This window comes from Curtobacterium flaccumfaciens (genome assembly GCF_018598405.1).
Classification (GTDB): domain Bacteria; phylum Actinomycetota; class Actinomycetes; order Actinomycetales; family Microbacteriaceae; genus Curtobacterium; species Curtobacterium aurantiacum.
Window position 1 is genome coordinate 125031 of the sequence record NZ_JAHEWS010000005.1, and the last position, 25409, is coordinate 150439.

At 71.6% G+C, this 25409-nt stretch carries 24 protein-coding genes; 4 read left to right on the plus strand and 20 right to left on the minus strand.

The annotated features are described in order from the left end of the window. Window positions 1-5: 5 nt before the first annotated feature. Together KK097_RS04990 and KK097_RS04995 are read left to right on the plus strand one after the other, a co-directional pair. Window positions 6-440, plus strand: coding sequence for an acyl-CoA thioesterase (locus KK097_RS04990; RefSeq protein ID WP_214528831.1), 435 nt, complete (start codon window positions 6-8; stop codon window positions 438-440). Between the two features lie 82 nt (window positions 441-522). Further along, on the plus strand, window positions 523-1281 hold the full coding sequence (locus KK097_RS04995) for an HAD-IIB family hydrolase (protein WP_214543901.1): 759 nt from the start codon (window positions 523-525) through the stop codon (window positions 1279-1281). Between the two features lie 173 nt (window positions 1282-1454). On the opposite strand, the gene KK097_RS05000 is transcribed toward KK097_RS04995, so the two are convergent. Further along, window positions 1455-2075 (minus strand): phosphoribosylanthranilate isomerase, encoded by a 621-nt coding sequence (locus tag KK097_RS05000; RefSeq protein WP_214528829.1) that lies wholly within the window; start codon window positions 2073-2075, stop codon window positions 1455-1457. A 75-nt stretch (window positions 2076-2150) separates the two neighbouring features. Continuing rightward, window positions 2151-3203 carry a serine/threonine-protein kinase gene (locus tag KK097_RS05005; protein ID WP_111224826.1) on the minus strand — a complete coding sequence of 351 codons (1053 nt, stop codon included), beginning with the start codon at window positions 3201-3203 and terminating at the stop codon, window positions 2151-2153. 200 nt (window positions 3204-3403) lie between these two features. Between KK097_RS05005 and KK097_RS05010 the strand changes: the two genes are divergently transcribed. Beyond that, complete coding sequence (locus tag KK097_RS05010; protein ID WP_214528828.1) at window positions 3404-3607, plus strand: hypervirulence associated TUDOR domain-containing protein; 204 nt, start codon at window positions 3404-3406, stop codon at window positions 3605-3607. A 3-nt stretch (window positions 3608-3610) separates the two neighbouring features. On the opposite strand, the gene KK097_RS05015 is transcribed toward KK097_RS05010, so the two are convergent. Beyond that, complete coding sequence (locus KK097_RS05015; RefSeq protein ID WP_250896450.1) at window positions 3611-4393, minus strand: DedA family protein; 783 nt, start codon at window positions 4391-4393, stop codon at window positions 3611-3613. Window positions 4394-4444: 51 nt separating this feature from the next. Further along, window positions 4445-5629, minus strand: a complete 1185-nt coding sequence (locus tag KK097_RS05020) for an ROK family transcriptional regulator (protein ID WP_214543902.1) — start codon at window positions 5627-5629, stop codon at window positions 4445-4447. 50 nt (window positions 5630-5679) lie between these two features. Between KK097_RS05020 and KK097_RS05025 the strand changes: the two genes are divergently transcribed. After that, entirely contained in the window at window positions 5680-7380 is a 1701-nt protein-coding gene (locus tag KK097_RS05025) for a beta-N-acetylhexosaminidase (protein ID WP_214543903.1), read from the plus strand. Window positions 7381-7568: 188 nt separating this feature from the next. On the opposite strand, the gene KK097_RS05030 is transcribed toward KK097_RS05025, so the two are convergent. The 16 genes from KK097_RS05030 to tatA form a co-directional block, all read right to left on the minus strand. Further along, window positions 7569-9677, minus strand: a complete 2109-nt coding sequence (locus tag KK097_RS05030; protein ID WP_214543904.1) for a PTS fructose transporter subunit IIABC — start codon at window positions 9675-9677, stop codon at window positions 7569-7571. 76 nt (window positions 9678-9753) lie between these two features. After that, the gene (locus KK097_RS05035) at window positions 9754-10767 is read right to left on the minus strand and encodes a 1-phosphofructokinase family hexose kinase (RefSeq protein ID WP_214543905.1); all 1014 of its coding nucleotides are present in this window, start codon (window positions 10765-10767) and stop codon (window positions 9754-9756) included. Next, a complete protein-coding gene (locus KK097_RS05040) occupies window positions 10764-11552 on the minus strand; it encodes a DeoR/GlpR family DNA-binding transcription regulator (protein ID WP_214528823.1) in 789 nt (262 codons plus the stop codon). The genes KK097_RS05035 and KK097_RS05040 overlap by 4 nt, the downstream gene beginning before the upstream one ends. Window positions 11553-11664: 112 nt before the next feature. Then, complete coding sequence (locus KK097_RS05045) at window positions 11665-12594, minus strand: carbohydrate ABC transporter permease (protein WP_307858331.1); 930 nt, start codon at window positions 12592-12594, stop codon at window positions 11665-11667. Beyond that, window positions 12591-13604: a carbohydrate ABC transporter permease gene (locus tag KK097_RS05050; RefSeq protein WP_214543906.1), complete on the minus strand. Its 1014-nt coding sequence runs from the start codon at window positions 13602-13604 to the stop codon at window positions 12591-12593. The genes KK097_RS05045 and KK097_RS05050 overlap by 4 nt, the downstream gene beginning before the upstream one ends. A 3-nt stretch (window positions 13605-13607) precedes the next feature. After that, a complete protein-coding gene (locus tag KK097_RS05055; RefSeq protein ID WP_214543907.1) occupies window positions 13608-14933 on the minus strand; it encodes a sugar ABC transporter substrate-binding protein in 1326 nt (441 codons plus the stop codon). Between the two features lie 288 nt (window positions 14934-15221). After that, window positions 15222-16409 (minus strand): ABC transporter permease, encoded by a 1188-nt coding sequence (locus KK097_RS05060; RefSeq protein WP_214528820.1) that lies wholly within the window; start codon window positions 16407-16409, stop codon window positions 15222-15224. Continuing rightward, entirely contained in the window at window positions 16406-17095 is a 690-nt protein-coding gene (locus KK097_RS05065) for an ABC transporter ATP-binding protein (protein ID WP_214543908.1), read from the minus strand. The genes KK097_RS05060 and KK097_RS05065 overlap by 4 nt, the downstream gene beginning before the upstream one ends. Continuing rightward, window positions 17092-18213: a peptidoglycan-binding protein gene (locus tag KK097_RS05070; protein WP_214543909.1), complete on the minus strand. Its 1122-nt coding sequence runs from the start codon at window positions 18211-18213 to the stop codon at window positions 17092-17094. Before KK097_RS05070 ends, KK097_RS05065 begins: the two co-directional genes overlap by 4 nt. After that, a complete protein-coding gene (locus tag KK097_RS05075) occupies window positions 18210-18758 on the minus strand; it encodes a hypothetical protein (protein WP_214543910.1) in 549 nt (182 codons plus the stop codon). The genes KK097_RS05070 and KK097_RS05075 overlap by 4 nt, the downstream gene beginning before the upstream one ends. Before the next feature lie 47 nt (window positions 18759-18805). Continuing rightward, window positions 18806-19954, minus strand: coding sequence for a sensor histidine kinase (locus KK097_RS05080; protein WP_214543911.1), 1149 nt, complete (start codon window positions 19952-19954; stop codon window positions 18806-18808). Then, window positions 19951-20604: a response regulator transcription factor gene (locus KK097_RS05085; RefSeq protein ID WP_214543912.1), complete on the minus strand. Its 654-nt coding sequence runs from the start codon at window positions 20602-20604 to the stop codon at window positions 19951-19953. Before KK097_RS05085 ends, KK097_RS05080 begins: the two co-directional genes overlap by 4 nt. A gap of 45 nt (window positions 20605-20649) precedes the next feature. Continuing rightward, the gene (locus KK097_RS05090) at window positions 20650-21204 is read right to left on the minus strand and encodes a DUF2231 domain-containing protein (RefSeq protein ID WP_214543913.1); all 555 of its coding nucleotides are present in this window, start codon (window positions 21202-21204) and stop codon (window positions 20650-20652) included. Between the two features lie 74 nt (window positions 21205-21278). Further along, a complete protein-coding gene (locus tag KK097_RS05095) occupies window positions 21279-23453 on the minus strand; it encodes an ATP-dependent Clp protease ATP-binding subunit (RefSeq protein WP_214543914.1) in 2175 nt (724 codons plus the stop codon). 53 nt (window positions 23454-23506) lie between these two features. Further along, complete coding sequence (locus KK097_RS05100; protein ID WP_214543915.1) at window positions 23507-24925, minus strand: MFS transporter; 1419 nt, start codon at window positions 24923-24925, stop codon at window positions 23507-23509. Window positions 24926-25029: 104 nt separating this feature from the next. Beyond that, window positions 25030-25317, minus strand: a complete 288-nt coding sequence (gene tatA / locus KK097_RS05105; protein WP_307858793.1) for a twin-arginine translocase TatA/TatE family subunit — start codon at window positions 25315-25317, stop codon at window positions 25030-25032. Between the last annotated feature and the right edge of the window lie 92 nt (window positions 25318-25409).

Below are 25409 nucleotides of genomic sequence, written 5' to 3' on the forward strand. Positions count from 1 at the left end.
GGGACATGGAGCAGCACCAGGACGACGTCGCACCGGAGATGAACTTCTACACCCGCAAGTGGGTGCGGCCGGAGGACCTCAACGCCAACGGCACCCTGTTCGGGGGCAGCCTGCTCCGCTGGATCGACGAGGAAGCCGCCGTCTACGCGATCATCCAGCTCGGCAACGGCAAGGTCGTCACGAAGTACATGTCGGAGATCAACTTCCTGTCCTCGGCGAAGGAGGGCGACATCGTCGAGATCGGCCTCGTCGCCACCCGGTTCGGCCGGACGTCGCTCACCATGCGGGCCGAGGCACGCAACCTCTTCACACACCGCAGCATCCTGACCATCGACGAGGTCGTGTTCGTGAACCTCGACGAGGACGGCAACCCCGCCCCGCACGGCTACACGGACATCACCTACGCCCGTGACCGGGTCCCCGCCACGCACCGCGCGTGACCCCGCAGACATCGCGCAGCACCGTGGCTCGGAGATCCCCGCACCCGGCAGGTGATCGGCGGGCTCTGGCAGGATCAGGGGCATGACCACGCCCCGCCTCGTCGCCTTCGACCTGGACGACACGCTCGCCCCGTCGAAGTCCTCCCTCGACCCCCGCATGCTCGAGACCTTCGCGTCCCTGCTCGAGGTCGTGCCGGTCGCGGTCATCTCCGGCGGCAACTTCGCGCAGTTCGAGCAGCAGCTCGTCACCCCGCTGCGACAGCGCGACGGGCTGACGCTCGACGCCCTGCACCTCCTGCCGACCTGCGGCACCCGGTACTACCGCTGGGAAGACCAGGACTGGGCGCTGCAGTACGCCGAGGACCTCACCGACGAGCAGAAGGACCGCGCCCTCGCCGCGGTCGAGGCCCGGGCGAAGGAAGCCGGCTACTGGGAGCCCGAGACCTGGGGTGCCATCCTCGAGGACCGCGGGTCGCAGATCACGTTCTCGGCCCTCGGCCAGTCGGCCCCGGTCGACGTCAAGAAGCTGTGGGACCCGACCGGCGAGAAGAAGGACCACCTGCGCCGTCTGGTGCAGGCCGACCTCCCCGACCTCGAGGTCCGTTCGGGCGGCTCCACGAGCATCGACATCACCCGAAAGGGCATCGACAAGGCGTACGGCATGCAGCGCCTCGCCGAGATCACGGGCATCGCGCTCGACGACATGCTCTTCGTCGGCGACCGCCTCGACCCCGAGGGCAACGACTACCCGGTGAAGGCGCTCGGCGTGCCCTGCCACGCGGTCGAGGGCTGGGAGGACACCGACGCGTTCCTGACGGAGCTCATCCCCACCCTGCGCTGACCGCGGCAAGACGCCCGCGTCACGCCGAGACGCCGCCGAATTCGGCGGCGTCTCGCGTGCAGGGCGGCGCCGAACGAACCCGCCAGCGTCTTGCGTGCCCGAGACGGCCGGCACGGCGGACGGGAGGCCCGTGGCGGGCCCGCACCGCGCCTCCAGTCCGGCAGCCGCCTGCGTCAGCCCAGGCTGCGGACGGCCTCGACGAAGGCGCGGATCTTCGCGGGGTCCTTGACGCCACGCTCCGACTCGACGCCGCTCGAGACGTCGACGCCGTCGGGGTCGAGTGCCTCGACCGCGGCGACCACGTTGGCGGGGGTCAGGCCGCCGGCGAGGATCCAGGCCTCGTCGACGCCGCTGATCGTGGCCGGGTCGATGAGCCGGCCGCTGCCGGGCACGGCGGCGTCGAGCAGCAGCAGGTCGTGGTCGAACGCTGCGCGCTGTTCGGGCGTCTCGCGCAGGTAGGCCTCGGCCGAGATGGCGCGGATCGTGAAGAAGCCGGCGTCGCGGGCGCGGGCGAAATCGGACGCCGACTCGCCGCCGTGCAGCTGCAGTGTGGTGAGCCCGACCTCGGACGCGATGCCGACGATCTCGTCGATCTTCTGGTCACGGAAGACCCCGACGGCGTCGATGCCGTCCGGCACCCGCTCCACCAGTTCCTTCGCGAGGTCGGCGGTGACGGTCCGGGGGCTGCCGGCCGCGAAGACGAACCCGACGGCGTCGGCACCCGCGTCGATGGCGGCGTCCACGGTGTCGGGCGTCGACAGGCCGCAGATCTTGATCCAGCGCTGGTCGGTCATGCTGTCCATCCTGCCAGGGACCGCGGACGAACGGGACACGCGGGCCGTCCGGGCTCCGGGCTCCGGGCTCCGGGCTCAGTGCAGGGCGCCCGCGACGTAGGCCGCCACGCACGCTGCGGTCACCCCGAAGGCCGCGAACGAGCCCACCAGGACGTTCCGGCGACGCCAGCGGCGGACAGCCGAGAACGTGCCGCGGCGGGCGTGCCGGTGGGCGGCACGGTGCATGCGGTGGTCGCGCTGGTGCTTCACGCGTTCCGGGCCGAGCGGCACCGGGCCGGTGATCTGGGTGGAGCCGCCGCGCAGCGCGTTGGCGATCGCCACCGCGGTGGGCCGGCGCTCCGGGTCACGGGCGGTCATCCGGCTGAGCAGCTCGCGCCACTCGTCGGCGACGTCGTCCGGGATCTCGGGGTCGCGACGGAGCCGGGCGAGTGCGGCCTCGATCAGGGTGCCCGAGTACTCCTGCTTGCCGGTCAGCGCCTCGAGGAGCACCAGGCCGAGCGAGTAGACGTCCGTCGCGAAGCTGATCGGTTCACCGGCGACCTGCTCCGGGCTGAGGTAGGCGGCGGTGCCGATGACCGTGCCGTCGTTCGTCAGGCGCGAGCCGTCGACGAAGTGGGCGACGCCGAAGTCGGTGAGCTTGACCGTGCGGGCGAAGCCGGACGAGCCCTCGTCGCTGATCAGGATGTTGGCCGGCTTGACGTCGCGGTGCACGATGCCGCGCGAGTGCACGTACGCCAGGGCGTCGGCGAGCTGCGCACCGAGGTCGGCCACCTCGTAGTTGTGCAGGGCCCCCTCGGACAGACGGCGGAGGAGCGTCGTGTCGGCGATGAGCTCCATCACGATGAAGCGGTGCGGACCGTCCTCGAACTCGTGGGTGCCGGCGTCGTACAGCGGGATGAGGCCCGGGTGCGACAGCATGCTGAGCAACCGGATCTCGCGCTCCTGACGGACGCGGTCCGCCGTGGTCATCTTGTCCGGGGTCGCGAAGAGCTTCACGGCCACGGCCCGGTACGTGTGCTCGTCACGGGCTTCGTAGACGGACCCCATGCCGCCGGTGCCGATGAGCTTCACGAGCCGGTACCGCGCAGAGAGGACCGTGTCCGCCCGCGCGCTGTCCAGCAGGGTCATGGTGTCCGTCGTCCCGTCCAGAGCTCCGTGGTTCCGCGGCCGCTGCCGGCGTGTGGGGCTCATGGGAAACGGTACGCGTCCGACTGTTGATCCGCATGGTCGTTACGACATCGTGACCGCCCTGCTTCCCTGAGTTTCCGGGGATCCGGCGGGGTACAGTCCGACATCCACCAGGACGAAGACCGCGCAAGGAGGACAGCATGGCGTTGTCGAAGGGCGACGAGGTGCACTGGAACACCTCGCAGGGGAAGACGACCGGCAGGCTCGTGCGGAAGCGGACGAGCGACTTCGAGTTCGACGGGCAGCACTTCACGCCGACCGACGACGACCCGTACTGGATCGTCGAGTCGGAGAAGAGCGGCAAGCAGGCCGCTCACAAGGAGTCGGCACTGACGAAGGCCTGAGGGTCAGTCGCGGGCGGACTCGGCGCGACGACGACCCCGGGCACCGCCCACGGCAGGGCTGCCGGCGTCGTCGCCGTGGTCATCGCGGCGGTCATCGCGGCCGCCAGCACGCCGCTCGGCACGGACACGACGGATCCGGCGGACGACGAAGGTCACCACGACCACCGCGATCGCGACGTAGAGCACGCGGTCGATCCACTCCGTGTACGCCTCGACCTGGTCGTACTGCGAGCCGAACGCGGCACCGAGCAGCACGAGTGCGCTGTTCCAGATGCCGCTCGCGATGATCGTGAACACCGAGAACGTGCCGAGGTGCATACGGTCGGCGCCGGCCGGCAGCGAGATGAGGCTCCGGACGATCGGGACGAACCGGCCGAAGAACACCGCGCTCTTGCCGTGCCGGTGGAACCAGCCGGCCGCCTTGCGGAAGTCGTCCTCGTCGACGAGGGGCAGCTTGCCGAACCACCGTGTGGTGCGTTCGAACCCGATCTTCGCGCCGAGCCAGTACAGCACCAGCGCCCCGAGGTACGAACCGATCGTCGCCAGCACCAGGACCAGCACGAGGTTCATCTGACCGGCTCCCGCCAGGAACCCGGCCAGCGGCAGGATGACCTCGGACGGGATGGGCGGGAACACCGTCTCGACGAAGAGCATCAGCCCGACGCCCCACTCCCCCAGCGCGTCGATCAGCTGCAGCACCAGGCCGGAGAGCCCACCGAGGTCCGACGGAGCGGTGGAGTCGCCACTGGCGACGGTCATGGCACGGGCGGTCACGGCAGTCGTCATCCCCCCAGCATCCCTGAACGCCCTGTCAGGACCCGGCGCGCCACCTGGGTGTCAGCCGAGTCCCATGTGGGCGGACCGGACGTGGGCGAGCGACCGGGCCAGTGCACCCCGGGCGACGGCGTCCCGTCCGACCGTCGACGGGACGAACCGCACGGGGTGCCGGAGCCGCGGCGTCACGATCTCGTCGAGCGCGGCGCAGAACACCTCGGCGGCCGGCAGGACCTCGCCACCGACGACGACGACCTCGGGGTCGATCGTCGTCACGAGCTGGACGACGCCGGGTGCCACGTCGGCCGCGAACGCCCGGACGGTCTCGACCGCCGGCTCCGACCCGTGCCCGGCCGCGGCGAGGACGGACTCGAGGTCCGTGTCGGACGGGATCCGGGCCTCCAGGCGGGCGGGCGCGGCGGGCCAGCCGGTCGAGGCGATGCCGCCCATCTCGCCGGCCGCGCCGTGTGCCCCGCGCGCCAGCGAGCCGTCGATCACCATGGCGGCACCGATCTGCCGGCCCATCACGAGGTACAGGCCGTCCTGCACGCCGCGGAACCACCCCCACCGGGCCTCGGCCGTGGCGGCGAGCTTGGCGTCGTTGTCGAAGAAGGTCGCGATCCCGGGGAAGAGGTCCTGGATGCGGCCGGGTACCCGGCGCTCGACCCACTCGGGCACCGCGACCGTGTAGTCGATCGCGCCGTCGCGGTCCACGACCGCCGGGACACCGAACGTCGCAGCGAGCACCGGCGCACCACCCGCAGGACCGCCGGTGCCACCGACTGCGTCTCCGACCGAGCCGCCCTCGGACGACGTGAGTCGTCGGACGACGTCCTGGACGCTCAGCCAGGCCTGTTCGGCGTCGGCGAGGTCGGCGTAGCGCTCCTCGACACGGGCGAGCGTGACGCCGCGCAGGTCCGCACGCACCCCGACGATCCCGTGCAGGCCGAGGTCGACGCCGAGCACGGACCCGGCCGACGCGTCGGCGGCGAAGCGCTTGGCCCGTCGGCCGGCCTTGTTCGGGGTGGCGATCACCTCGGCCTCGGCCACCCAGCCCTCGTCGACGAGGTCGGCCAGCGCCGCCTCGACGGTGGGGCGGGAGAGTCCGACCGTGCGGCTGAGCTCGGTGACCGTGCGGGAGACGTCGTCGCGAAGGAGCTCGTCGAGGATCGCCCGCGAGTTCATCTGCCGCAGGACCCCGGGGGTCGTCCCGATCCCACTCGGCGTCGTTGACACGGTCTGCTCCACGGCCATAGCCTCCACATTACGAAAGATCATTGAGGAATGGTGGCTCCGACATGCTCGTCCCACGACCGCGCCGCACCGCTCCCGGTGCCGGGGCCTTCGCGATCACCCCGTCGACCCGGATCGCCGCCGACCCGGCGAGCGAGCCGGTCCGACTGTACCTGCAGCAGACCCTGCGGGGATCGACCGGACTGCCGGTGCGCGACGCCCTCGACGACACGGCACCGGGCACCGGCGCGATCGCCCTGCGGGTCGCCGACGACCCGTCCCTGCCCGCGGGCCCGACGACGCCCAAGGGCGACCGGGCCGAGTCCTTCCGGCTCACGGTGACCCCGGACGGCATCGACGTCGTCGGGGGCTCGCCCGCCGGGGTGTTCTACGGCGTGCAGGCGCTCCTGCAGCTGCTGCCCGCCGACGTGTACCGCCACGGCCGCGTCGGGACCGGGCCGTGGTCCGTCCCCGCCGTGGTCGTCGAGGACGCCCCCGCCTTCGCCTGGCGCGGCGTGATGCTCGACGTCGCCCGCCACTTCCGCACCAAGCACGAGGTCATGCGGGTGGTGGATCAGCTCGCCGCGCACCGGATCAACCGCCTGCACTTCCACCTCACCGAGGACCAGGGGTGGCGCATCGAGATCCGGAAGTACCCGCGCCTCACCGAGGTCGGGTCCTGGCGCCGGGAGTCCCAGGTCGGGGCGCACGTCCCGGGGCCGGACGGCGAGCTCGTCGTCGCCGGGTTCGACGGCCGCCCGCACGGCGGGTACTACACGCAGGACGACATCCGCGAGATCGTCGCGTACGCGGCCGACCGGTTCGTGACCGTCGTCCCCGAGATCGAGACCCCGGGGCACGTCCGCGCAGCCCTGGCCGCGTACCCGGCACTCGGCGTGCACCCGGACCGCACGGTCGAGGTCTGGACGGAGTGGGGCATCGCGGACGACGTACTCAACGCCGAGGACACCACGATCGACTTCTTCAAGGACGTCCTCGACGAGGTGATCGCACTGTTCCCCTCCGCCTACATCGGCATCGGCGGTGACGAGTGCCCGAAGGTGCAGTGGGAGACCGACCCCCGCACGCAGGAGCGCATCCGCGAGCTCGGGCTGCAGGACGAGGAACAGCTGCAGGGCTGGATCATCGGGCAGCTCGCCGCGCACGTCGAGTCGCACGGCCGGCGGGCGTTCGGGTGGGACGAGGTCCTCGAGGGCGGCACGCTCGACCCGTCCGCCACCGTCGTGTCGTGGCGCGGGTTGACCGGCGCGCGGACCGCTGCCCGACGCGGACACGACGTCATCTCGTCGCCGGACGACCAGGTCTACCTCGACTACCGCCAGAGCGACCTGCCGACCGAGCCGATCCCGGTCTCGATCGTGCTCACCGTCGACGACGTCTTCGCCTTCGACCCGGTGCCGTCCGGGCTCACCGACGCCGAGCGCGCCCACGTCATCGGCGGCCAGGGCAACATGTGGACGGAGCACGTCGACACCGCCCGGCGGCTCGACTACCAGCTCTTCCCCCGAGTCGCCGCCCTCGCCGAGGCCCTGTGGTCGGCCGACGTGGCCGGGCCGCGTGACCTCGCCGAGTTCCGCGGGCGCCTGGCCGAGCACACGGCGCGGCTCGAGGCGATGGGCATCGAGTACCGGCACGACGCCGGGCCGTTCCCGTGGGAGCAGCGACCGGGTGTGCCGGGGCGCCCGCACTCGCGCGAGGAGCGTGCCGCCTACATCGACGCCGTCACCGCCAACATCGCGGAGTAGCGCACCTCGAGCGGTCCGCGACACCCCGCTCGGCTCCGCCGAGCGGTCAGTTCCGACGTGTGGGCGCCACGCCAGCGACGTGACGTGACCGCCCGACGCGCGGCCGGCGGTGCGTCGCGACCACACAGCGGACGGGAGGCCCGGTGCCAGCTGGCACCGGGCCTCCCGTCCGTCGTGTGCTGCGTCGACTACGCGGCGACCGGCGCGCGCTGGCCCACCGTGTCGCCGGCCACGGCAGCCTCGCTGCCCGCAGCGGCCTCGTCGACGGGGCGACGACGGACCCACTTCTTCAGGGCGACGAGCACCAGCGCGGACACCACGGTCCCCGCCAGGATCGCGACGACGAACATCAGCACGTCACCGATCGCGAAGAAGACGAAGATCCCGCCGTGCGGGGCTCGCGAGGTCACACCGGCAGCCATCGAGATCGCACCCGTGATCGCGGCACCGACCATCGACGCCGGGATGACGCGCAGCGGGTCGGCTGCGGCGAACGGGATCGCACCCTCGGAGATGAAGGACGCACCGAGGAGCCAGGCGGCCTTGCCGTTCTCGCGCTCCGGCTTCGTGAAGCCCTTGCGGTAGAGCACGGTCGAGGCGAGCGCGAGTGCGAGCGGCGGCACCATGCCGGCCGCCATGACGGCGGCCATGATCTCGAACGGCACCACGTTCGTGGCGGTCCCGGCACCGAGCCCGGCGACGGCGAACGCGTACGCCACCTTGTTGACCGGCCCGCCGAGGTCGAACGCCATCATCAGGCCGAGGATGATCCCGAGCAGCACCGCGGAGGCGCCGGACAGCGAGTTGAGGAACCCGGTGAGCTGGACCATCAGCCAGGCGATCGGACCGCCGAGCACGAGCAGCATGAGGCCCGAGGCGATGATCGACGCGAAGAGCGGGATGATCACGACCGGCATCAGCCCGCGCAGCCAGCGCCAGGTCGGGATGCGCCCGATCCAGTACGCGGCGGCACCGGCGATGAGGCCGCCGACCAGGCCACCGAGGAACCCGGCGTTCATGAAGACGGCGATGGAACCGGCGACGAAGCCCGGCGCGATGCCCGGCCGGTCGGCGATGGCGTACGCGATGTACCCGGCCAGTGCGGCGACCAGGAACCCGAGCGACACCTGTCCGATCTGGAACGCGGCGGCGCCGAGGTAGTACCCGAGGCCCTCCGGCGGCAGGTTCAGCAGCGTGGAGTTCGTGAGCGTGTAGGCGGCGTTGCTCATCCCCGAGTCACCGTGGTTCAGCGCGATGCCGTACCCGGAGAGCAGGAAGCCGAGCGCGATGAGGAGCCCGCCGCCGGCGACGAACGGGATCATGTAGCTGACGCCGGTGAGGAGCCAGCGCTTGAGCGACTGGCCGAAGTGCTCGTTCTTGGCCGTGGACTCGCCCTCGACGGCGGCACCACCCTGCACGCGTGCGGCGTGCGGGTCCTCCGAGGCGCGGATGGCCTCGGCGATCATCTTGTCGGGCTCGTCGACACCGCGCTTGACGGGCCCGGACACCAGCGGCTTGCCGGCGAACCGACCGCGGTCGCGGACGTCGACGTCGACCGCGAACACGACGGCGTCGGCGCGCGCGATGAGTGCCGGGTCGAGGGGCTCGACCTGCGAGGAACCCTGCGTCTCGATGTGCATCTCCGCACCGGCGCGCTGGGCTGCGGCGACGAGGGCGTCGGCAGCCATGTACGTGTGCGCGATGCCGGTCGGGCAGGCGGTGACGCCGACGAAGACCTTGCGGTCGGGTGCGGGGGCAGCGGCGGTCGCGCCGTCGGCCGTCGTCGAAGCGGAGGCACTGCTCGCCTTCCCGACGCCGGCCTCGGCCACTTCGCCGCTCACCTCGTTGTCGACGAGCTGGACGATCTCGTCCGGGGTGGCCGCAGCGCGGAGGGCGGCGGTGAAGTCCTCGCGGATGAGCGCCCGGGCCAGGGTCGAGAGGACCGTCAGGTGGTCCTTGTCCGCTCCCTCGGGCACCGCGATCATGAAGACGATGTCGGCGTCGCCGTCCGGGGCACCGAACGGCACCTTCCGGGCCAGACGCGAGAACGCCAGCGTCGGCTCGGCCACCGACGCCGATCGGGCGTGCGGGATCGCGATGCCGCCGGGGACGCCGGTACCGACGCTCGCCTCGCGCTTGATGGCGTCGTCGGCGAGCGCGGCACCGTCGGCGGCGCGGCCGGTCGCGGCGACGCGGTCGGCGAGCACCCGGATGACGTCGGTGGACGTGGCACCGAGGTCCTCGTCGAGGCCGACGAGCTGTGCGCTGATGAGGCGCGGACTCGAGTCTGCGGACATGTGCTTGCTCCTTCGCAATGGCGCTGATCGCGCGGTGGTGCAGGTGTTCGTGGGGTGATCGGGTGTGGTGAGTGGGTCAGGCGGGTCCCGGGGCCGGGTGCGTGGCGAGCACCCGGACGGAGACCGCCGTCGGGTCGGTGTGGTCGAGTGCCGGGACGTCGCTGCCGGGGAGTGCGGCGGCGGCGGCACCGGTGGCGACGGCCTGGGCGAGGCGCTGCTCGGGCGATGCCCCCGCGACCTCGGCGAGCAGGTAGCCGGCGAGCGAGGAGTCCCCCGCGCCGACCGTGGAGCGGGCCACGATCGTCGGCGCGGCGGCCACGAAGGCCCCCTCGTCCGAGACCAGCACGGCGCCGGCGCTGCCGAGGGTGAGCAGGACCGTGCCGACGTTCTTCTGCCGGAGTCGTTGGGCCCCGGCCACCGCGGCGTCGAGGTCGCGCTCGTACTCCTCGGGGTCGCCGCCGACGACCTCGGCGAGTTCCTCGGCGTTCGGCTTGACCAGGTCGATCCGTTCGCCGGACTGCAGCAGTGCGGTGAACGGCACGCCCGACGAGTCCACGGCGATCCGCACGGCCGCACCGTGGCGTGCACGGACGGCACGGACGAGCACGGCGAGCGCGTCGTCGGGCAGACCGGGCGGCAGCGACCCGGCGACCACGACCCAGCGGGCGGCGGGACCGGTGGCGGTCGCGGCGGCGGTGTCCGCGACCAGCGCGGCGAGGTCGTCGAGGCGGCCGGCGAGCGAGGGCCCGGGTTCGTTGAGCTTCGTGGTGGTGCCGGTCGGCTCGGTCACGGTGACGTTCGAGCGGAGCGGGGCGCCGATGGGCAGTGCGGCGGTCGGGATGCCGCGCGTGGCCAGGCCGAGGAGGACGGGGTCGAGCTCGTCGCCGGGCAGGACGGCGACGGTGTCCCCGCCGCTCGCGACCACCACGCGCGAGACGTTGACGCCCTTGCCGCCGGGCTCCGCGGTGGACCGGGTCGCGCGCTGGACGGCGCCGCGCTGCAGTTCGCCGGCGAGCTCGATGGTGCGGTCGAGCGACGGGTTCGGGGTGACGGTGACGATCCGGGCGCCGGGGTCCGTGCGGGGGGTCATGCCACGACCACCTCGACGTCGGCGTCGGCGAGCGCACCGGCGAGGTCGGCCGGGGGCTGCTCGTCCGTGACGAGCGTGTCGATCTCGTCCAGGCGCGCGAACCGCATCAGGGCCTCGACGCCGTGCTTGGCGGCGTCGGCGAGCACCACGGCCCGGCGGGCGGCGAGGACGTAGGCGCCCTTCACCGCGGCTTCGTACTCGTCGGGGGTGCTCAGACCGAAGCCTGCGGACAGGCCGTTCGTGCCGATGAACGCGATGTCGGGACGGAGCGCGCCGATCTGCTCGACGGTGGCCGTGCCGACCGCGGCGCTCGTGACCCCGCGGACCCGCCCGCCGAGCAGGTGCAGCTCGAGGTGGTCGCTGTGCTGCAGGGTCGCGGCGATCGGCACCGAGTTCGTGATGACGGTGATGGTCGAGCCGGTGGTCTCGGGCTCCCAGCGGGCGAGTTCGGAGGCGACGGCGGCACAGGTGGTGCCGGCGTCGAGGGCGATGGAGCCGGTGAAGGTGGGCGGGACGAGGCGCATCGCGGCACGGGCGATCGAGGACTTCGCGGTGCCGTGCTGACCCTCGCGCTCGGCGACGCTGAGTTCGACGACGCTCGACCTGCCGACGGGGACCGCTCCCCCGTGCACCCGGCGCAGGACCCCGGCGGACTCCAGCGCATCGAGGTCACGGCGCACGGTCTCGGTGGTGACGTCGAAGTGCTCGGCCAGACCGGCGACCGACACGCGACCGGCGGACTGCAGCTCGGCGGCGATGGCGGTGTGCCGCTCGGTTGCGTACATGCCCGAACTCCTTCGTTCCGTTGGGTTTCGAGCACTGTACGTCCGAAACCCACAGGAACGCAACCGTTCCGCCCTGAAACCAACACGCTCGCAGGTGCCGGCCGTCCGCGTCCTACCCCTTCACGGCACCCGCCGTCATCCCGCTGACCAGCCGGCGCTGCACGATCAGGAAGAACACCACGACCGGGATCGAGAACAGCACGCTCGCCGCCATCAGCCCGCCGAAGTCGGTGCCCTTGTTCGTCGAGAACCCGGCGAGCCACACCGGCAGCGTGTACATCCCCTGGTCCTTGAGCATCACGTACGCGATCAGGTAGTCGTTCCACGCCGCGATGAAGGCGAACACGCTCGTCGCGATCACCCCGGGCATGACGAGCGGGAAAAGGACGCTCCACAGGATCCGGAACGTGCCGGCACCGTCGACCTTCGCCGCCTCCTCGATCTCGACGGGGACGGCCACGAAGAACCCGCGCATCACCCAGATCGAGAACGGCAGCACACTCGCGACGTACGCCAGGATCAGTCCCACGTAGCTGTTGAGCAACCCGAGGGTCTGGAACGACAGGAACAGCGGGATGAGCAGGGCACCGGACGGGATCATCTGCACGAACAGGATCGCGACCAGGACGGCCCGCCGCCCGCGGAACCGGAACCGCGACAGCGCCGCCGACGCGAGGAACCCGACGACGATCGACAGCAGCACGGCCGCCACCACGACGATCGTGGAGTTCCGCAGGTAGACCAGGAAACCCTCCTGGGTGAGTGCCCGCGTGAAGTTGTCGAGCGTCGGGTGCAGCGGCGCCCAGATCGGGGTCATCGTGGTGACCTCGTCGGCGGGCTTGAAGGCCGTGTTCACCATCCAGTAGATCGGGAACACCCAGACCAGGCAGAACACGACGGCGATGGTGTTCGCGACGACACGCGGCTTGCGTCCGCGCGTCCGGAGCCGACCAGGCCTGGAGGCGCGGCTCGCGCCCGCCACGTCCGGTCGCCTCCCGGACGCGGTCGCCCCGGTCACACCGGGGGTGGTGGTCGACGTCACAGGTCCTCCTCACCGCTGCGGACGAGCCGGCGGATGTAGTAGCTGGTGAGCACCCCGAGGATCAGGGTCGAGATCACGGCGATCGCGGCACCCTGCCCGTAGGCGTTGGACACGAACGACTGCACGAAGGTCCAGATGCCGAGGGTCAGCGTGGCCTCTTCCGGCCCACCGCGGGTGAGCAGCCAGATCTGGTTGAAGACGTTGAAGTCCCAGATCACCGAGAGGATCGACACGAGCAGCAGCGTCGGCGCGAGGGCCGGCAGCGTGATCGCGCGGTACATCGTCCACACCGACGCCCCGTCGAGCGCACCGGCCTCGTAGTACTCCGGCGCGATCTGGGACTGCGCCGCGTACAGCGTCAGCGCCACGAACGGCACGGCCTGCCAGATGACGAGCGTCAGCACGATCGTGTACGCCTGCCCCGGGTGCGACGCCCAGTTGTCCTGCGTGTGGTCCCCGAACACCCGCAGCTGCGTGATGAGCCAGTTGAGCACCCCGTAGAACGGCTGGAAGAGCCACTGCCAGACCAGGCTCGAGGCCACGTTCGGCATCGCCCAGGCCAACACGAGCACGACGCTGACGACCATGCGCATCGCGACGCCGAGTCGCGTGAGCAGCTGCGCCACCCCCATGCCGATCACGATCGTGCCGAGGACCATCGCACCCGTCACGAGCACGGTGCGCAGGATGACCGGCCAGAACGACGCGTCGGTCAGCACGTCCGTGTAGTTCGTCAGCCCGGTGAACCCGGCCTCCCCGGTGAAGATCGCCCGCAGCCCGTAGTCCTGGAACGAGATGACGACGAGCCGGACGAGCGGGTAGACGACGAGGGCGAGGAGCAGCAGCGCCGCCGGCGCCAGCAGGACGAGCGGTGCCCGCGACCCGACCGGCGACCGACGACCCGCGCCGCGAACGCCCCGACGGGAACCCCGCGACGGCCCCTGGACCGGGCCGCCGGTGACCGGCGCGGACTGCTCCGCGTCGGTCACCGGCTCCGCAGTCGAGGTCATCGCCTACGGCTGCGCGTTCAGCGCGGTCGTGAGGTGCTTCGAGAAGCCCTCGGCGGCCTGCTCCGGCGACTTCCGACCGGTGGCGACGTCGGCGAACATCGACTGGAACGACGCATCGCCCTCGATGGTGGCCCAGCCCGGGGTGGCCGGGGTCGGTCGGCTCGTGCCGGCCGCCTCGAAGTACGGCTTGTGCAGCTCGTCGACGTCGGCGGCAACGGCATCGAGCAGCTCGGTCGAGTTCGGCTCCCAGCCGTCGACCCCGAACACCTGGTCCTGCTGGAACTCCTTCGAGGTCAGGATCTTCAGGTAGTAGAGCGCGAGCTCCTGGTTCTTCGCCTTCGCAGGGATGCCGAGGTCCGAGCCGCCGAGGAACACCGGCTGCGTCTTCCCCGCCGTCGACGACGGCATCGGGAACGTGCCGATGCGGTCGGCGAGCTCCGGCTTCGCCGTGGTGATCGAGCCGATCTCCCATGCAGACCCGAGGAACGCCGAGGTGTTCCCCTGCGCGAAGACGTCGCTCTGCGAGGGCTTGTCGGTGTTGATGTCCTGGGTGGACTTCGCCGAGTACGCGTTCTGGAAGTCCTTCCAAGCGGTCAGCCCCTTCACCGCGTCCGCGGAGTCGAGCGTGCCGGTCCACTTGCCGCCCTTGTCCGTGGCGATCTCGCCGCCGGCGTCCCAGACCCACTGCAGCCCGCCGTACCAGTACTGCCCGGGCATGTAGAAGGCGGAGAAGTCGCTCGCCGGGTTGGCCGCCTTGACCTTGTCGAGGTCGGCGGTGAGCTCGTCGTAGGTGGTCGGCACGTCGGTCACACCGGCGTCCTTCCAGACCTGCTTGTCGTAGATGACGGCCCGGTTGCCGGCGAACAGCGGTGCGCCGTAGAGCTTGCCGTCGACGGTGGCCGGCCCCTCGAGCCCGGTGAGCCAGGTCTGGCCGTCCTTGAGCTCGTCGCGGTACGGCGTCAGGTCGGTCAGCCCACCGGCGGCCGCGTAGACGGGCACCTGCGTGTTGCCGAGGTCGACGACGTCGGGGGCGTCGCTCTGCGCGAGCGCCGTGGTGAGCTTGGTGGTGATCCCGTCCCACTGCTGCGTCTGGATCGTCACCTTCGCCCCGGTGTCGGCGGTGAACTGCTTGCCGGCGGCGTCGAGCACCTCGTCGCTCAGGTCGCCGTTCATCATCCAGACGGTGATGGTCTTGCCCTCGCCATCGGGCGTGCCGATGGACTTCGTGCCGCCGTCGGAAGCGGCGTTGCTCCCGGCGGAGCACCCAGTGAGGGTGAGCGCGCCTGCGAGGGCGAGCGCACCGAGTGCGGCGAAACGCGTGCGTGTCACGATGACTCCCTTGGTCCGACCTTTATGAAAGGACGTTGCGTATTCGGCAATAGAAGACCCTCGGGGGCACCTTGTCAACCGTTGGATCGGTCCCTGTGACGTCTTTCGATCCGCGTGTTTCCGGGGCATCACGGATGTCGAACAGATCGACGCAGATGCTTGACCAGGTGGTCATGACCAGGCATGATCTGCGACTCGCGTCCGGCGGATGCGAGCCACCGCCTGGAGGCCCGGTGTCGGTCCGCCGGGCCGGCACCGGGCCTCCCGTGCGCGCGTTCACCGCACGCGTCAGACGGCCGCCAGGGCGGACGTCGGCGGGATCCGCGCCGCGCGTGCCGCCGGGTAGAGCCCGGACACCCCGCCGATCACCACCGTCGCGCCGAGTCCCCCGAGGACGGCCCACACCGGCAACGCGACCGGCCAGCCCTGCGTCACCGCGAACACCACCGTCACGCCGACGCCGATCACCACGCCGGCCACCCCGCCGAGGAACGACAGCAGCAACGACTCGACCAGGAACTGGTCACGGATGCTCCGACGACGGGCACCGAGGGCACGGCGGACGCCGACCTCGGCTCGACGCTCCAGGACGGTGATCACCATCGTGTTCGCCACCCCGATCCCACCGACCAGCAGCGCCACGCCACCGATGCCGACGAGCAGCCCGGTGAAGGAGTCGTCGGTCGCGTTCTTCGCGGCCAACGCGTCCGAGGGTCGCGTCACCCCGACGTCCTGCGGGGCACCCGGACGGATGGCCCCGGCGAGCCGGTCCCGCGACCGTTCGACGTGCGCCGGGTCGACCCGGGTGGACACCGCGGTCGGCGCACCGTCGAAGCCGAGCCGCTCGGCGAACCCGCGCGGGACGAAGACCCGCGAATCGAGGTCCTCGGCGAGCGCGACGGGCTCGAGCACCCCGACCACCTGCACCCACTGTCCACCGATCCAGACCCGGCTGTCCGGCCGCAGGTCCTCCGTGCCGAGCACCGCCGCAGCCTGTGACCCGAGCACGACCTGCGGCGGGGCCCCGACCGCGTCGTCGATCCACCGACCAGCGGCGAGCTCACCGCCGAGGACCTCCGGGAGGTCACCCCACGCGGCGAGCACCCCGATGCCCTTCGTCTGCGGCGCCGGGACGTACGGGTTCCGGTACACCCCGGTGTCCGGCACCGTGCCGACCGCAGCGGCCGACTCGACGTCGTCCTGTCGCAGCACCGACTCGAGGGCGGTGGACGGCAACGGGACCGGTTCCCCGAAGCCCTGCGCCGGGGTCGCCGTCAGCACGTTCGTGCCGAGGGCGTCGAGCACCTGGTCGACCTTCGCCTTGCTGGACGACGAGATGCCGACCACCGCGATCATCGCGGCGATGCCGATCGCGATGCCCAGCGCCGACAGCACGACGCGGCCCGGGCGGGTCCGCAACCCGAACACCCCGAGGCGGAGCAGGTCGACCGCGCCGACGGACCGTCGCCGGCTCACCGGGCGCCCTCGTGCTCGATCCGGCCGTCCCGCATACGGACCTGGCGGGGCAGCGACGCGGCGAGGTCCAGGTCGTGCGTGATGACGACCACCGTCGTGCCCGCTGCGTTGCGCTCCCGCAGGAGTTCCACGACCGCGGCGCCGGACACCGTGTCGAGTGCCCCGGTCGGCTCGTCGGCGAGCAGGATCGTGGGGTCCCCGACGATCGCTCGGGCGATGGCGACCCGTTGCTTCTCGCCGCCCGACAGCTCGTGCGGCCGGTGGTCGACGCGTTCACCGAGCCCGACGCTCGTGAGCGCACGGACCGCGCGCCGGTGCCGCTCGCGTCGCGCCACACCCGTGTACAGCAGGCCGTCGGCGACGTTCTCGGCCGCGGTCGCACCGGCCTGCAGGTGGAAGTGCTGGAAGACGAAGCCGATGTGGTCGGCCCGGAGCTGCGAGAGCGCGTCGTCCGACATCGCGGCGACGTCGTTGCCCGCGATCGTGACGGTGCCCGAGGTCGGCCGGTCGAGCGTGCCGATCACGTTGAGCATCGTCGACTTGCCCGAGCCCGACGGTCCGACGACGGCGACGAGTTCCCCGGCGCCGACCTCGAGCGACACCCCGCGCAGGGCGTGGACGTCGCCGTGGACCTTCGTCACCTCGTGGAGCGAGAGCACGGCATCGGCACCGGTCTCCTCGGTCATCGGGGAACCACCACCCGGTCGCCCGCCGCGACGGCACCGGTGATCGCCACCCGGCCGTCAGCCGTGAAGCCGGGCTCGACCCGAACGCGCTTCGTGGTGCCGTCGCGCTGCACCACGTCGACCGCGTAGGTCCCGCGGGCCCCGGCGACGAGTGCGGCGACCGGGACGGAGAGCACGTGCCGCTCGGTGGCGCCCTTCGCGTCCACCTGCGCGGACGCGGCCGCCGGCAGCCTCCGGTCGCCCGCCTCGAACCCGATCGACACGTCGGCCTTCGTGCCGCCGTCGTCCTCCGTGTCCGGTTGCACGTCGAGGACCTCGCCGGCCATCGATGCCCCCGCACCGTTGACCCGCACGTCCACCACCGTGCCGACCGACAGTCGTTCCGCGTCGCGCTGGGACACCGTGACGCGCACGATCCGCTTCGTGCTCGTGACCTGCAGCACGTCCTCGGCTGCGCCCGTGCCGGAGCCGGCCGGCTGCCCGACCGCACCGGCCGACGCACCCGCGCCGCCCCCGACCGTCTGCCCGAGCCGTCCGTCGACCGCCGCCACCCGAACCGGGCCGTCCACGAAGACGACGTCGTCGGCCGTCAGCACCCCGGTGGTCTCGTGCCCGCGGTCCACCTGCCACTGCCGTACGGCGCGCTCCGTCCGCGGTCCGAACGCATCGTCGACGGCGACGTCGTACCCGAGCGCTGCCAGGTTCTCGTTGAGCTGCCGCACGTCGGTGCCCGTCCGCCCGCGCTCGAGCGTGCGCCACAGCGGCACCGTGCCGTACATCGAGCGCACGGCACGCTCGTCCACCGCGTACAGGGAGCCGTCACGCTCGATCACGGCACCGGGCCGCGGCAGCCAGGTGAGCGTGCCGGTCGCGGCGCCGGGCACCCCGACAGCCGCCCCGTACCCGAGTGTCCCCGCGAAGACCTTCGAGTCGACGAGGTCGCCCTCGGTCACGGTCGCCGTGGCCGTCGTCGCCGGGGACGCACCGGCGCTGGCGTCCGCCGAGGCCGGGGCGCCGGTCGACACACCGACGACCGCCCAGACACCGGTGCCGACGGCGATCACGGTCAGCACGGTCACGGCCGCGAGGACCGCCCGTCGCCGCACACTCGTCGTCACGAGTCAGCGTCCTCTCCACTCGAGCCCGAGCCCTGGCCGCTCGAGCCCTGGCCGCTCGAGCCGAACACCCGGTCGTCGCAGGACCGGGCGACCTCGTCGAAGGCGGCCTCGTCCTCGGGCTGGTAGGCGATCCAGCCCTCCTCGTCGTCCGGGTAGTCGGAGAACCCGTGCTCCCGGATGCAGGCGGCGGCCTCGAGTGCCTTCCCGGCCATCCCGGGCGCGGGCTTCGCAGCATCCGCTTCCCCCGCTCCCGCGGCGTCGTCGAGACACCCCGTCAGGTCATCGCGGTACTGCTCCTCGTCGACGCCGTCCGGCGCGCTCAGCTGCACGGTGGGCCCGCCGTTCCCGGGATCCGGCATGTCGTACCCGCGGTCGCGCATGCACTCGGCGAGCGTGACGCCGGCCGCCGCGGTGCCGGTCGTGTCGGTGGGTCCGCCGCCCGGACCACCGCTCGAGCACCCCGTGAGCACGGCGGGCAGGAGCACGACCGCGGTGGCCACGGCGAGCAGGGATCGGTTCCGTCGGATGGTCTTCGTGATGTCCATGTCCCCAGGACAGCGCACCGACTGTTTCGGGCCGCGTGCCCGCCGGGTCACACCGACGAAACACCGACCCGGACGACGAGTCCGCCGACCGGCCGCGCCGTGATCACCAGCCGCCATCCGTGCGCCTGCACGATCGCGGCGACGATGGACAGCCCGAGCCCGCTGTGCCGCCCCGCACCGGTGGCGGACGCGCCGCGGCGGAACGGCTCGACCAGCAGGGGCGCGTCCCTCGCCGGCACGATCGGCCCCGAGTTCTCGACGACGAACCCGTCAGCCGACGTGGTGACGCGGACGAACCCGCCGGGTTCGTTGTACTCGACGGCGTTGCCGACCAGGTTGCCGAGCAGCTGGCGCAGCAGCGTCGGTTCTCCCGTGACGACCAGACCGCCAGGCCCGGCGCGGCGCTCGTGGGTCACGGTCACCTCCGCCTCGGCCGCCGTCCCGGACACCGCCGCCGTCAGCGCGTCGGTCACCTCCACGAGATCGACGGCCCGCGTCGTGCCCGCCAACCCGCGATCCGCCTCGGCGAGCACGAGCAGCGACTCGACCAGCCGTTCGGTCCGCCGGTTCTGCTCGAGCAGTTCCTCGCGGACGGCCCGGACGTCCTGACGGTCGGCGTCGTCGTGCAGCCCGATCTGCACGGCGGCGCGCTGCACGGCGAGCGGGGTGCGGAGTTCGTGCGACGCCTGCGCGACGAACCGCCGCTGACTCTCGAAGGCGGTCTCGAGTCGCTCCAGCAGATCGTCGACGGTGCGTGCGAGTCGCCGGAGCTCGTCGTCGGGGCCGTCGAGCGCGATCCGCTCGTGCAGGTTCGAGGCCGAGATCCGGTTCGCGGTCGCCGTGATCCGGTCGATCGGTCGGAGCACCCGACGGCTGACGAGCCACCCGATGCCCCCGGCTGTCAGCCCTGCGCCGCCGATCCCGACCGCCGACCACTGCCACTGCTGCGCCGCGACGAGCTGGATCACCGCCACGGCCGTGCCGTCGCCCGGTGCGACGGGCCGGGGTACGGCCGAGGCGCCGCCCTCCGAGGGGACGGCCCGCCGGACCGCTGCGTTGTCGAGGCCGGCACCGACACCCGCCAGCGACATCACGTTGCTGAACACGACGACCCCGGTCGCCAGCGCCATCGCGGCGACGGCGAAGGTGACGGCGGTCCGGGTCCGGATGCTCCAGCCGCGCGACCACCTGCTCACAGCGCGTAGCCCTGCCCGGGCACCGTCCGGATCGGGTCGGGGCACCCGAGCTTCCGCCGGAGCTTCGACATCGTGACACGGACCGCCGCGGTGAACGGGTCGACGTTCATGTCCCAGACCTTCTCGAGCAGCTCCTCCGCCGGCACGACGCGGCCGTCGGCGCGGAGTAGTGCTTCGAGCACCCCGAGCTCCTTCGACGTGAGGTCGAGCGGCCGCCCGTCGCGCATGGCCATCCGGCGGTTCGTGTCGACGACGAGCCCCGCGCGTTCGAGCACGGGAGCGACGGGCGCGACACTCCGTCGGCCGAGCGCGCGGACCCGGGCGACGAGCTCGGGGTACTCGAACGGCTTCGTCAGGTAGTCGTCCGCGCCGAGTTCGAGTCCGTGGACCCGATCCGCCAGGGTCGTCGCCGCCGTCAGCATCAGGACCCGGGTCATCGCACCGCGGGCGTTGAGCCGCCGGGCGACCTCGTCGCCGTGCAGACCCGGCACGTCACGGTCCAGCACGACCACGTCGTAGTCGTTCACACAGAGCAGCTCGTTGGCGTCGTCGCCCCGGTGGGCGACGTCCACCGCCATGTCCTGACGGGTCAGGCCCGTCGCGATGAGGTCGGCGAGGGACCGTTCGTCGTCCACCACGAGTACGCGCACCGATACATCACACGTGACGTACCTCTGTGCAAGCTGTGAGCGGGGTCACGCGTCGTACGGGACCTCGCCGTGGTCGCTCACGCCGGCACGCTGCCGGTAGGACAGGTGCCCGCCGAGGTACCCGCCGATGCTGACGACGGCGAGACCCGCGAAGCCGAGCAGTTTGCCGGCGCCGTGGTTGCCCCGCTTCCGCTGCAGCCACGACAGGCCGTACAGCGACAGGCCGGTCCAGTTCACGGCCTGGTGCACCCATCCGGTGCGGAGCTGCTCGCGGTTCAGCTCGGACCAGTCGACGTACCCGGCGACCGAGGCGCTGCCCGCGGAGACGACCCCGACGCCGACCAGGGTCTTGGCAGCCTTCGCGTTGCCCTTCCCGCCGAGCAGGTCGAGCACCGCGGCGGAGATCCAGGCGCCGAGCGGCACCTGGACCATGAGCGGGTGGATCGGGTGGCCGAACGGCACACCGTGGAGCAGCTGGCGCAGGGCCTTCGGCTTGGCGAGGGCGTTCACGACGGCACGGTCGACGTCGACGGCCTTGTCGAGCACGCTCGCGTGCTCGACGGCGTCGGTGAGGCGACGGATCGCGCGGATCTCTGGCATGCCCTGGACGCTAGACGACGGGCCCGTCACCGGTCCCAGGAACCGGTGACGGGCCTCCCGTCCGTCGTCGTGGGCTACTCCTCGACGATCTCGGCCAGCTCGAAGGGCTCGACCGTCAGGCCGTCGCCGTCGCCGTCTGCGGCGACGTCGACGCGGACGGTGTCGCCGTCGCGGACGTCACCCGACAGGATCGCGCGTGCCAGCTTGTCGTCGATCTGCCGCTGCATCAGACGACGCAGGGGCCGCGCGCCGTACAGCGGGTCGTACCCGCGCTCCGCGAGCCAGCTGCGTGCCTGTGGCGTGACCGCGAGCTCGAGCCGACGGTCCGTCAGGCGGCGGGCGAGCCGGTCGACGTAGAGCGACACGATCTGCCCGAGGTCGTCGGCCGTCAGGGCCTGGAACACCACGATGTCGTCGAGCCGGTTGATGAACTCGGGTCGGAACGCCTGCTGCACGAGCTCACGGACCGCCTCGTCCCGCTGCGCATCGCTCAGGGACAGGTCCGTCATGAACTGCGACCCGAGGTTCGACGTCAGCACGAGGATCGTGTTCCGGAAGTCGACCGTGCGCCCCTGGCCGTCGGTCAGGCGGCCGTCGTCGAGCACCTGGAGCAGCACGTCGAAGACCTCGGGGTGCGCCTTCTCGATCTCGTCGAGCAGGATCACCGAGTACGGGCGGCGGCGGACGGCCTCGGTCAGCTGTCCACCGGCCTCGTACCCGACGTACCCGGGCGGGGCACCGATCAGGCGGGCCACGGAGTGCTTCTCGCCGTACTCGCTCATGTCGATGCGGACGAGGGCCTTCTCGTCGTCGAACAGGAACTCGGCGAGCGCCTTGGCCAGCTCGGTCTTGCCGACGCCCGTCGGGCCGAGGAACAGGAACGAACCGGTCGGACGGTCCGGGTCGGAGATGCCGGCGCGGGTACGACGGACGGCCTCGGAAACGGTCGTCACGGCGGTGCGCTGCCCGATGATCCGGCGGCCGAGTTCGCTCTCCAGGTGCAGCAGCTTCTCGGTCTCGCCCTGCAGCAGTCGGCCGAGCGGGATGCCCGTCCACTGCGCGATGACGGCGGCGATGTCCTCGTCGGTGACGCTGTCGTTCACCATCCGGTCGGCACTCTCGGCCTGTTCGGCGGCGGCGAGCTCGGCCTCGATCCGGGGCTTCTCGCCGTACTCCAACCGGGAGACGAGTTCGTAGTCGGCCTCGCGCTGGGCCCGCTGCGACCGCATGTTCAGGTCGTCCAGCTGCTGCTTGAGCTCACCGATGCGGTTCAGGCTCGCGCGCTCGGCCTGCCAGCGCTGCTCGAGCTCGGCCAGCCGTTCCTCACGCGTGTGCAGCTCGTTGCGCAGGGTCTCGAGGCGGGCCTTCGAAGCGTCGTCCTTCTCCTGCTTGAGCGCGAACTCCTCGACGCGCAGGCGGTCGACGTTCCGCTTCAGCTCGTCGATCTCGACCGGGCTCGAGTCGATCTCCATGCGGAGCCGGCTCGCGGCCTCGTCGATCAGGTCGATGGCCTTGTCGGGCAGCTGGCGGCCGGAGATGTACCGGTTCGACAGACTCGCGGCGGCGACCAGTGCGGAGTCGTTGATCGTCACCTTGTGGTGCGCCTCGTAGCGCTCCTTGAGCCCGCGGAGGATCGCCACGGCGTCCTCGACGCTGGGCTCACCCACGTAGACCTGCTGGAAGCGTCGCTCGAGCGCGGCGTCCTTCTCGATGTACTCGCGGTACTCGTCGAGGGTCGTCGCGCCGATCAGCCGGAGCTCACCGCGGGCGAGCATCGGCTTGAGCATGTTCGACGCCGCGACGGACCCCTCGCCACCACCGGCGCCCATCAGGGTGTGCAGCTCGTCGATGAAGGTGATGACCTGGCCGTCGGAGTCGTTGATCTCCTTGAGCACGGACTTGAGCCGCTCCTCGAACTCGCCGCGGTACTTGGCGCCGGCGATCAGAGCGGAGATGTCGAGCGAGATGAGCCGCTTGTCCTTGAGGGAGTCGGCGACGTCCCCGGCGACGATGCGCTGCGCGAGCCCTTCGACGACGGCGGTCTTGCCGACGCCGGGCTCACCGATGAGCACGGGGTTGTTCTTGGTGCGGCGCGTGAGCACCTGGGAGACGCGCCGGATCTCGGAGTCACGTCCGATCACGGGGTCGAGCTTGCCGCTGCGGGCGATCGCCGTGAGGTCGATGCCGTACTGCTCGAGGGCGGTCTTCTGTCGTTCTTGGGAGTCAGGAGCGCCCTGGAGGTTCGCCATGCGTTCCGTCCTTTCGTTGCGGTGGTCCTGTAGTTGAGTCTACTCCACTCAACTTACGTCCGCGCGGACGTATTCCGGATTCCGACGGCGCAGACGACGGCACCAGCCAGCAACAGGAGCGCCATCACCACCATGGCCCGGTGCAGCCCATCGACGCTGACCTCGCCGCCGAGCACCACGCCGGCCAGTGCCACCGTGACGAGTCCGGCGATCCGCGCGACCGCGTTGTTCACGGCCGATCCAGCGCCGGCCTCGGACTGCGGCACCGACCCGAGCACCGCGCTCGTCAGGGGCGTGACCATCAGCGCGATGCCCACGCCGATCAGCACCAGCCCGGGGAACACCGACCACCAGTACCCGTTCGGGTCGTCGCCGGCGAGCAGCAGCAGGAGCGCACCGACGGCACCGACCGCCGGCCCGGCGGCCATGAACCACCGCGGGCCGAACCGACCGGCGAACGTCCCGACTGCGGTGGAGAGCGCGAGCAGCATGATCGTCGGGGGCAGCGTCGCGAGGCCGGCGAGCCAGGCCGGGAACCGCCAGACCTCCTGCAGGAACAGGGTGACGACGAAGAACACCATGCCGAGCGCACCGTAGATGGACAGCGTCGCCAGGTTGCCGACCGTGAAGTTCCGCTCCCGGAACAGTTCGAGCGGCACCAGCGGCGACCCCGTCGTCCGCGTCACCCGCAGCTCCCACGGCACGAACGCTGCGAGCGCCGCGGCACCGAGGACGAGCGCGGCGACCACCACCGGTGTGCCCCACCCGAGCCGCTCCTGCTCGATCAGCCCGAGCACGACACCGCCGACCCCGCCGACGGCGAGTACGGCACCGACCACGTCGATGCGCGGGCGGACGGCGGGGTGCACGTCGCCCGTGATGCGCAGGACCAACGGGATCGTCACGGCGATCGGCACCGCGGTCAGCACGAAGATCCATCGCCACCCGATGCCGTCCACCACCAACCCGCCGACCACGGGCCCGACGATGGTCGCGGCGCTCGACCACGCCGTCCAGGTCCCGATCGCCTTCGCCTGCGCCGCCCCGCGGAACGCCGCCACGATCAGGGCGAGCGCACTCGGCATGACGAGCGCCCCACCCACGCCCTGCAGCGCCCGGGCGACGATGAGCACCTCGCCGGTCGGGGCGATCGCGCACGCCACCGAGGCGATGCCGAAGACCACGAGCCCCCACGTGATGATCCGGACCCGGCCGAACAGGTCGGACAGGCTGCCGGCGACCAGGATGAGCGAGCCGAGCGTCACGAGGTAGGCGTCGACGACCCACTGCTGCACGACGAGTCCGCCGCCGAGCTCCTGCCGGATCGCGGGGAGTGCGACGTTCACGACGCTCGAGTCGAGCCCGACGACGAACGACGCCAGGATCGCCACCACCAGCACGATGCGTCGGTCGTCCCGGAGCGGCGCGACTCCGTGCGGCACGGGGTCCGGAACGGGAACGGGAGCGGTCATGTGCTCATCCTGCGGCACGGGGTGCCCGGCGGTCGATCCCGGACGACGAAGCCCCCGCGACCGATGTGGTCGCGGGGGCTGCCGACAGGACGGGGCTGGGTGTCCTAACGCTGGGAGTCGGTGTTCGGCTGCGCGCTCGGCCCCGGGTTCAGGACCGGACCGGCGGTGGGCTCGGCGGGAGCGTTCTGGACGGTGCTGTTGTGCACCGTGCCGTCCGGCGCCGTGCCGTTGGCCTGGGCCTTCTTCTCGTCGTCGGACATCTCCTTCTTGAAGATGTTGATCGACTGGCCGAGGCCCTTGGCGAGCGCCGGGAGCTTGGTCGCGCCGAACAGCAGGATGACGATCCCGAGGATGATCAGCAGGTGAATGCCGCCGAGGTTTCCGAGCATCATGACTCCTTGTTCTGGAACTGGTCGCCGTCCGGTGATCGTCGTCGACCCACGCGGCGGAAGTCCGTGTGCGTCCATCGTAACTCCCCCGCCCC

What these genes read in the sequence shown, in the direction of transcription:
- KK097_RS04990 (WP_214528831.1), top strand. Translation starts at nt 6, where the DNA reads ATGGAGCAGCACCAGGACGACGTCGCACCGGAGATGAACTTCTACACC.
- KK097_RS04995 (WP_214543901.1), top strand. Translation starts at nt 523, where the DNA reads ATGACCACGCCCCGCCTCGTCGCCTTCGACCTGGACGACACGCTCGCC.
- KK097_RS05000 (WP_214528829.1), bottom strand. Translation starts at nt 2,075, where the DNA reads ATGACCGACCAGCGCTGGATCAAGATCTGCGGCCTGTCGACGCCCGAC.
- KK097_RS05005 (WP_111224826.1), bottom strand. Translation starts at nt 3,203, where the DNA reads ATGACCCTGCTGGACAGCGCGCGGGCGGACACGGTCCTCTCTGCGCGG.
- KK097_RS05010 (WP_214528828.1), top strand. Translation starts at nt 3,404, where the DNA reads ATGGCGTTGTCGAAGGGCGACGAGGTGCACTGGAACACCTCGCAGGGG.
- KK097_RS05015 (WP_250896450.1), bottom strand. Translation starts at nt 4,393, where the DNA reads ATGACGACTGCCGTGACCGCCCGTGCCATGACCGTCGCCAGTGGCGAC.
- KK097_RS05025 (WP_214543903.1), top strand. Translation starts at nt 5,680, where the DNA reads ATGCTCGTCCCACGACCGCGCCGCACCGCTCCCGGTGCCGGGGCCTTC.
- KK097_RS05030 (WP_214543904.1), bottom strand. Translation starts at nt 9,677, where the DNA reads ATGTCCGCAGACTCGAGTCCGCGCCTCATCAGCGCACAGCTCGTCGGC.
- KK097_RS05035 (WP_214543905.1), bottom strand. Translation starts at nt 10,767, where the DNA reads ATGACCCCCCGCACGGACCCCGGCGCCCGGATCGTCACCGTCACCCCG.
- KK097_RS05040 (WP_214528823.1), bottom strand. Translation starts at nt 11,552, where the DNA reads ATGTACGCAACCGAGCGGCACACCGCCATCGCCGCCGAGCTGCAGTCC.
- KK097_RS05050 (WP_214543906.1), bottom strand. Translation starts at nt 13,604, where the DNA reads ATGACCTCGACTGCGGAGCCGGTGACCGACGCGGAGCAGTCCGCGCCG.
- KK097_RS05065 (WP_214543908.1), bottom strand. Translation starts at nt 17,095, where the DNA reads ATGACCGAGGAGACCGGTGCCGATGCCGTGCTCTCGCTCCACGAGGTG.
- KK097_RS05075 (WP_214543910.1), bottom strand. Translation starts at nt 18,758, where the DNA reads ATGGACATCACGAAGACCATCCGACGGAACCGATCCCTGCTCGCCGTG.
- KK097_RS05090 (WP_214543913.1), bottom strand. Translation starts at nt 21,204, where the DNA reads ATGCCAGAGATCCGCGCGATCCGTCGCCTCACCGACGCCGTCGAGCAC.
- KK097_RS05095 (WP_214543914.1), bottom strand. Translation starts at nt 23,453, where the DNA reads ATGGCGAACCTCCAGGGCGCTCCTGACTCCCAAGAACGACAGAAGACC.
- KK097_RS05100 (WP_214543915.1), bottom strand. Translation starts at nt 24,925, where the DNA reads ATGACCGCTCCCGTTCCCGTTCCGGACCCCGTGCCGCACGGAGTCGCG.
- tatA (WP_307858793.1), bottom strand. Translation starts at nt 25,317, where the DNA reads ATGATGCTCGGAAACCTCGGCGGCATTCACCTGCTGATCATCCTCGGG.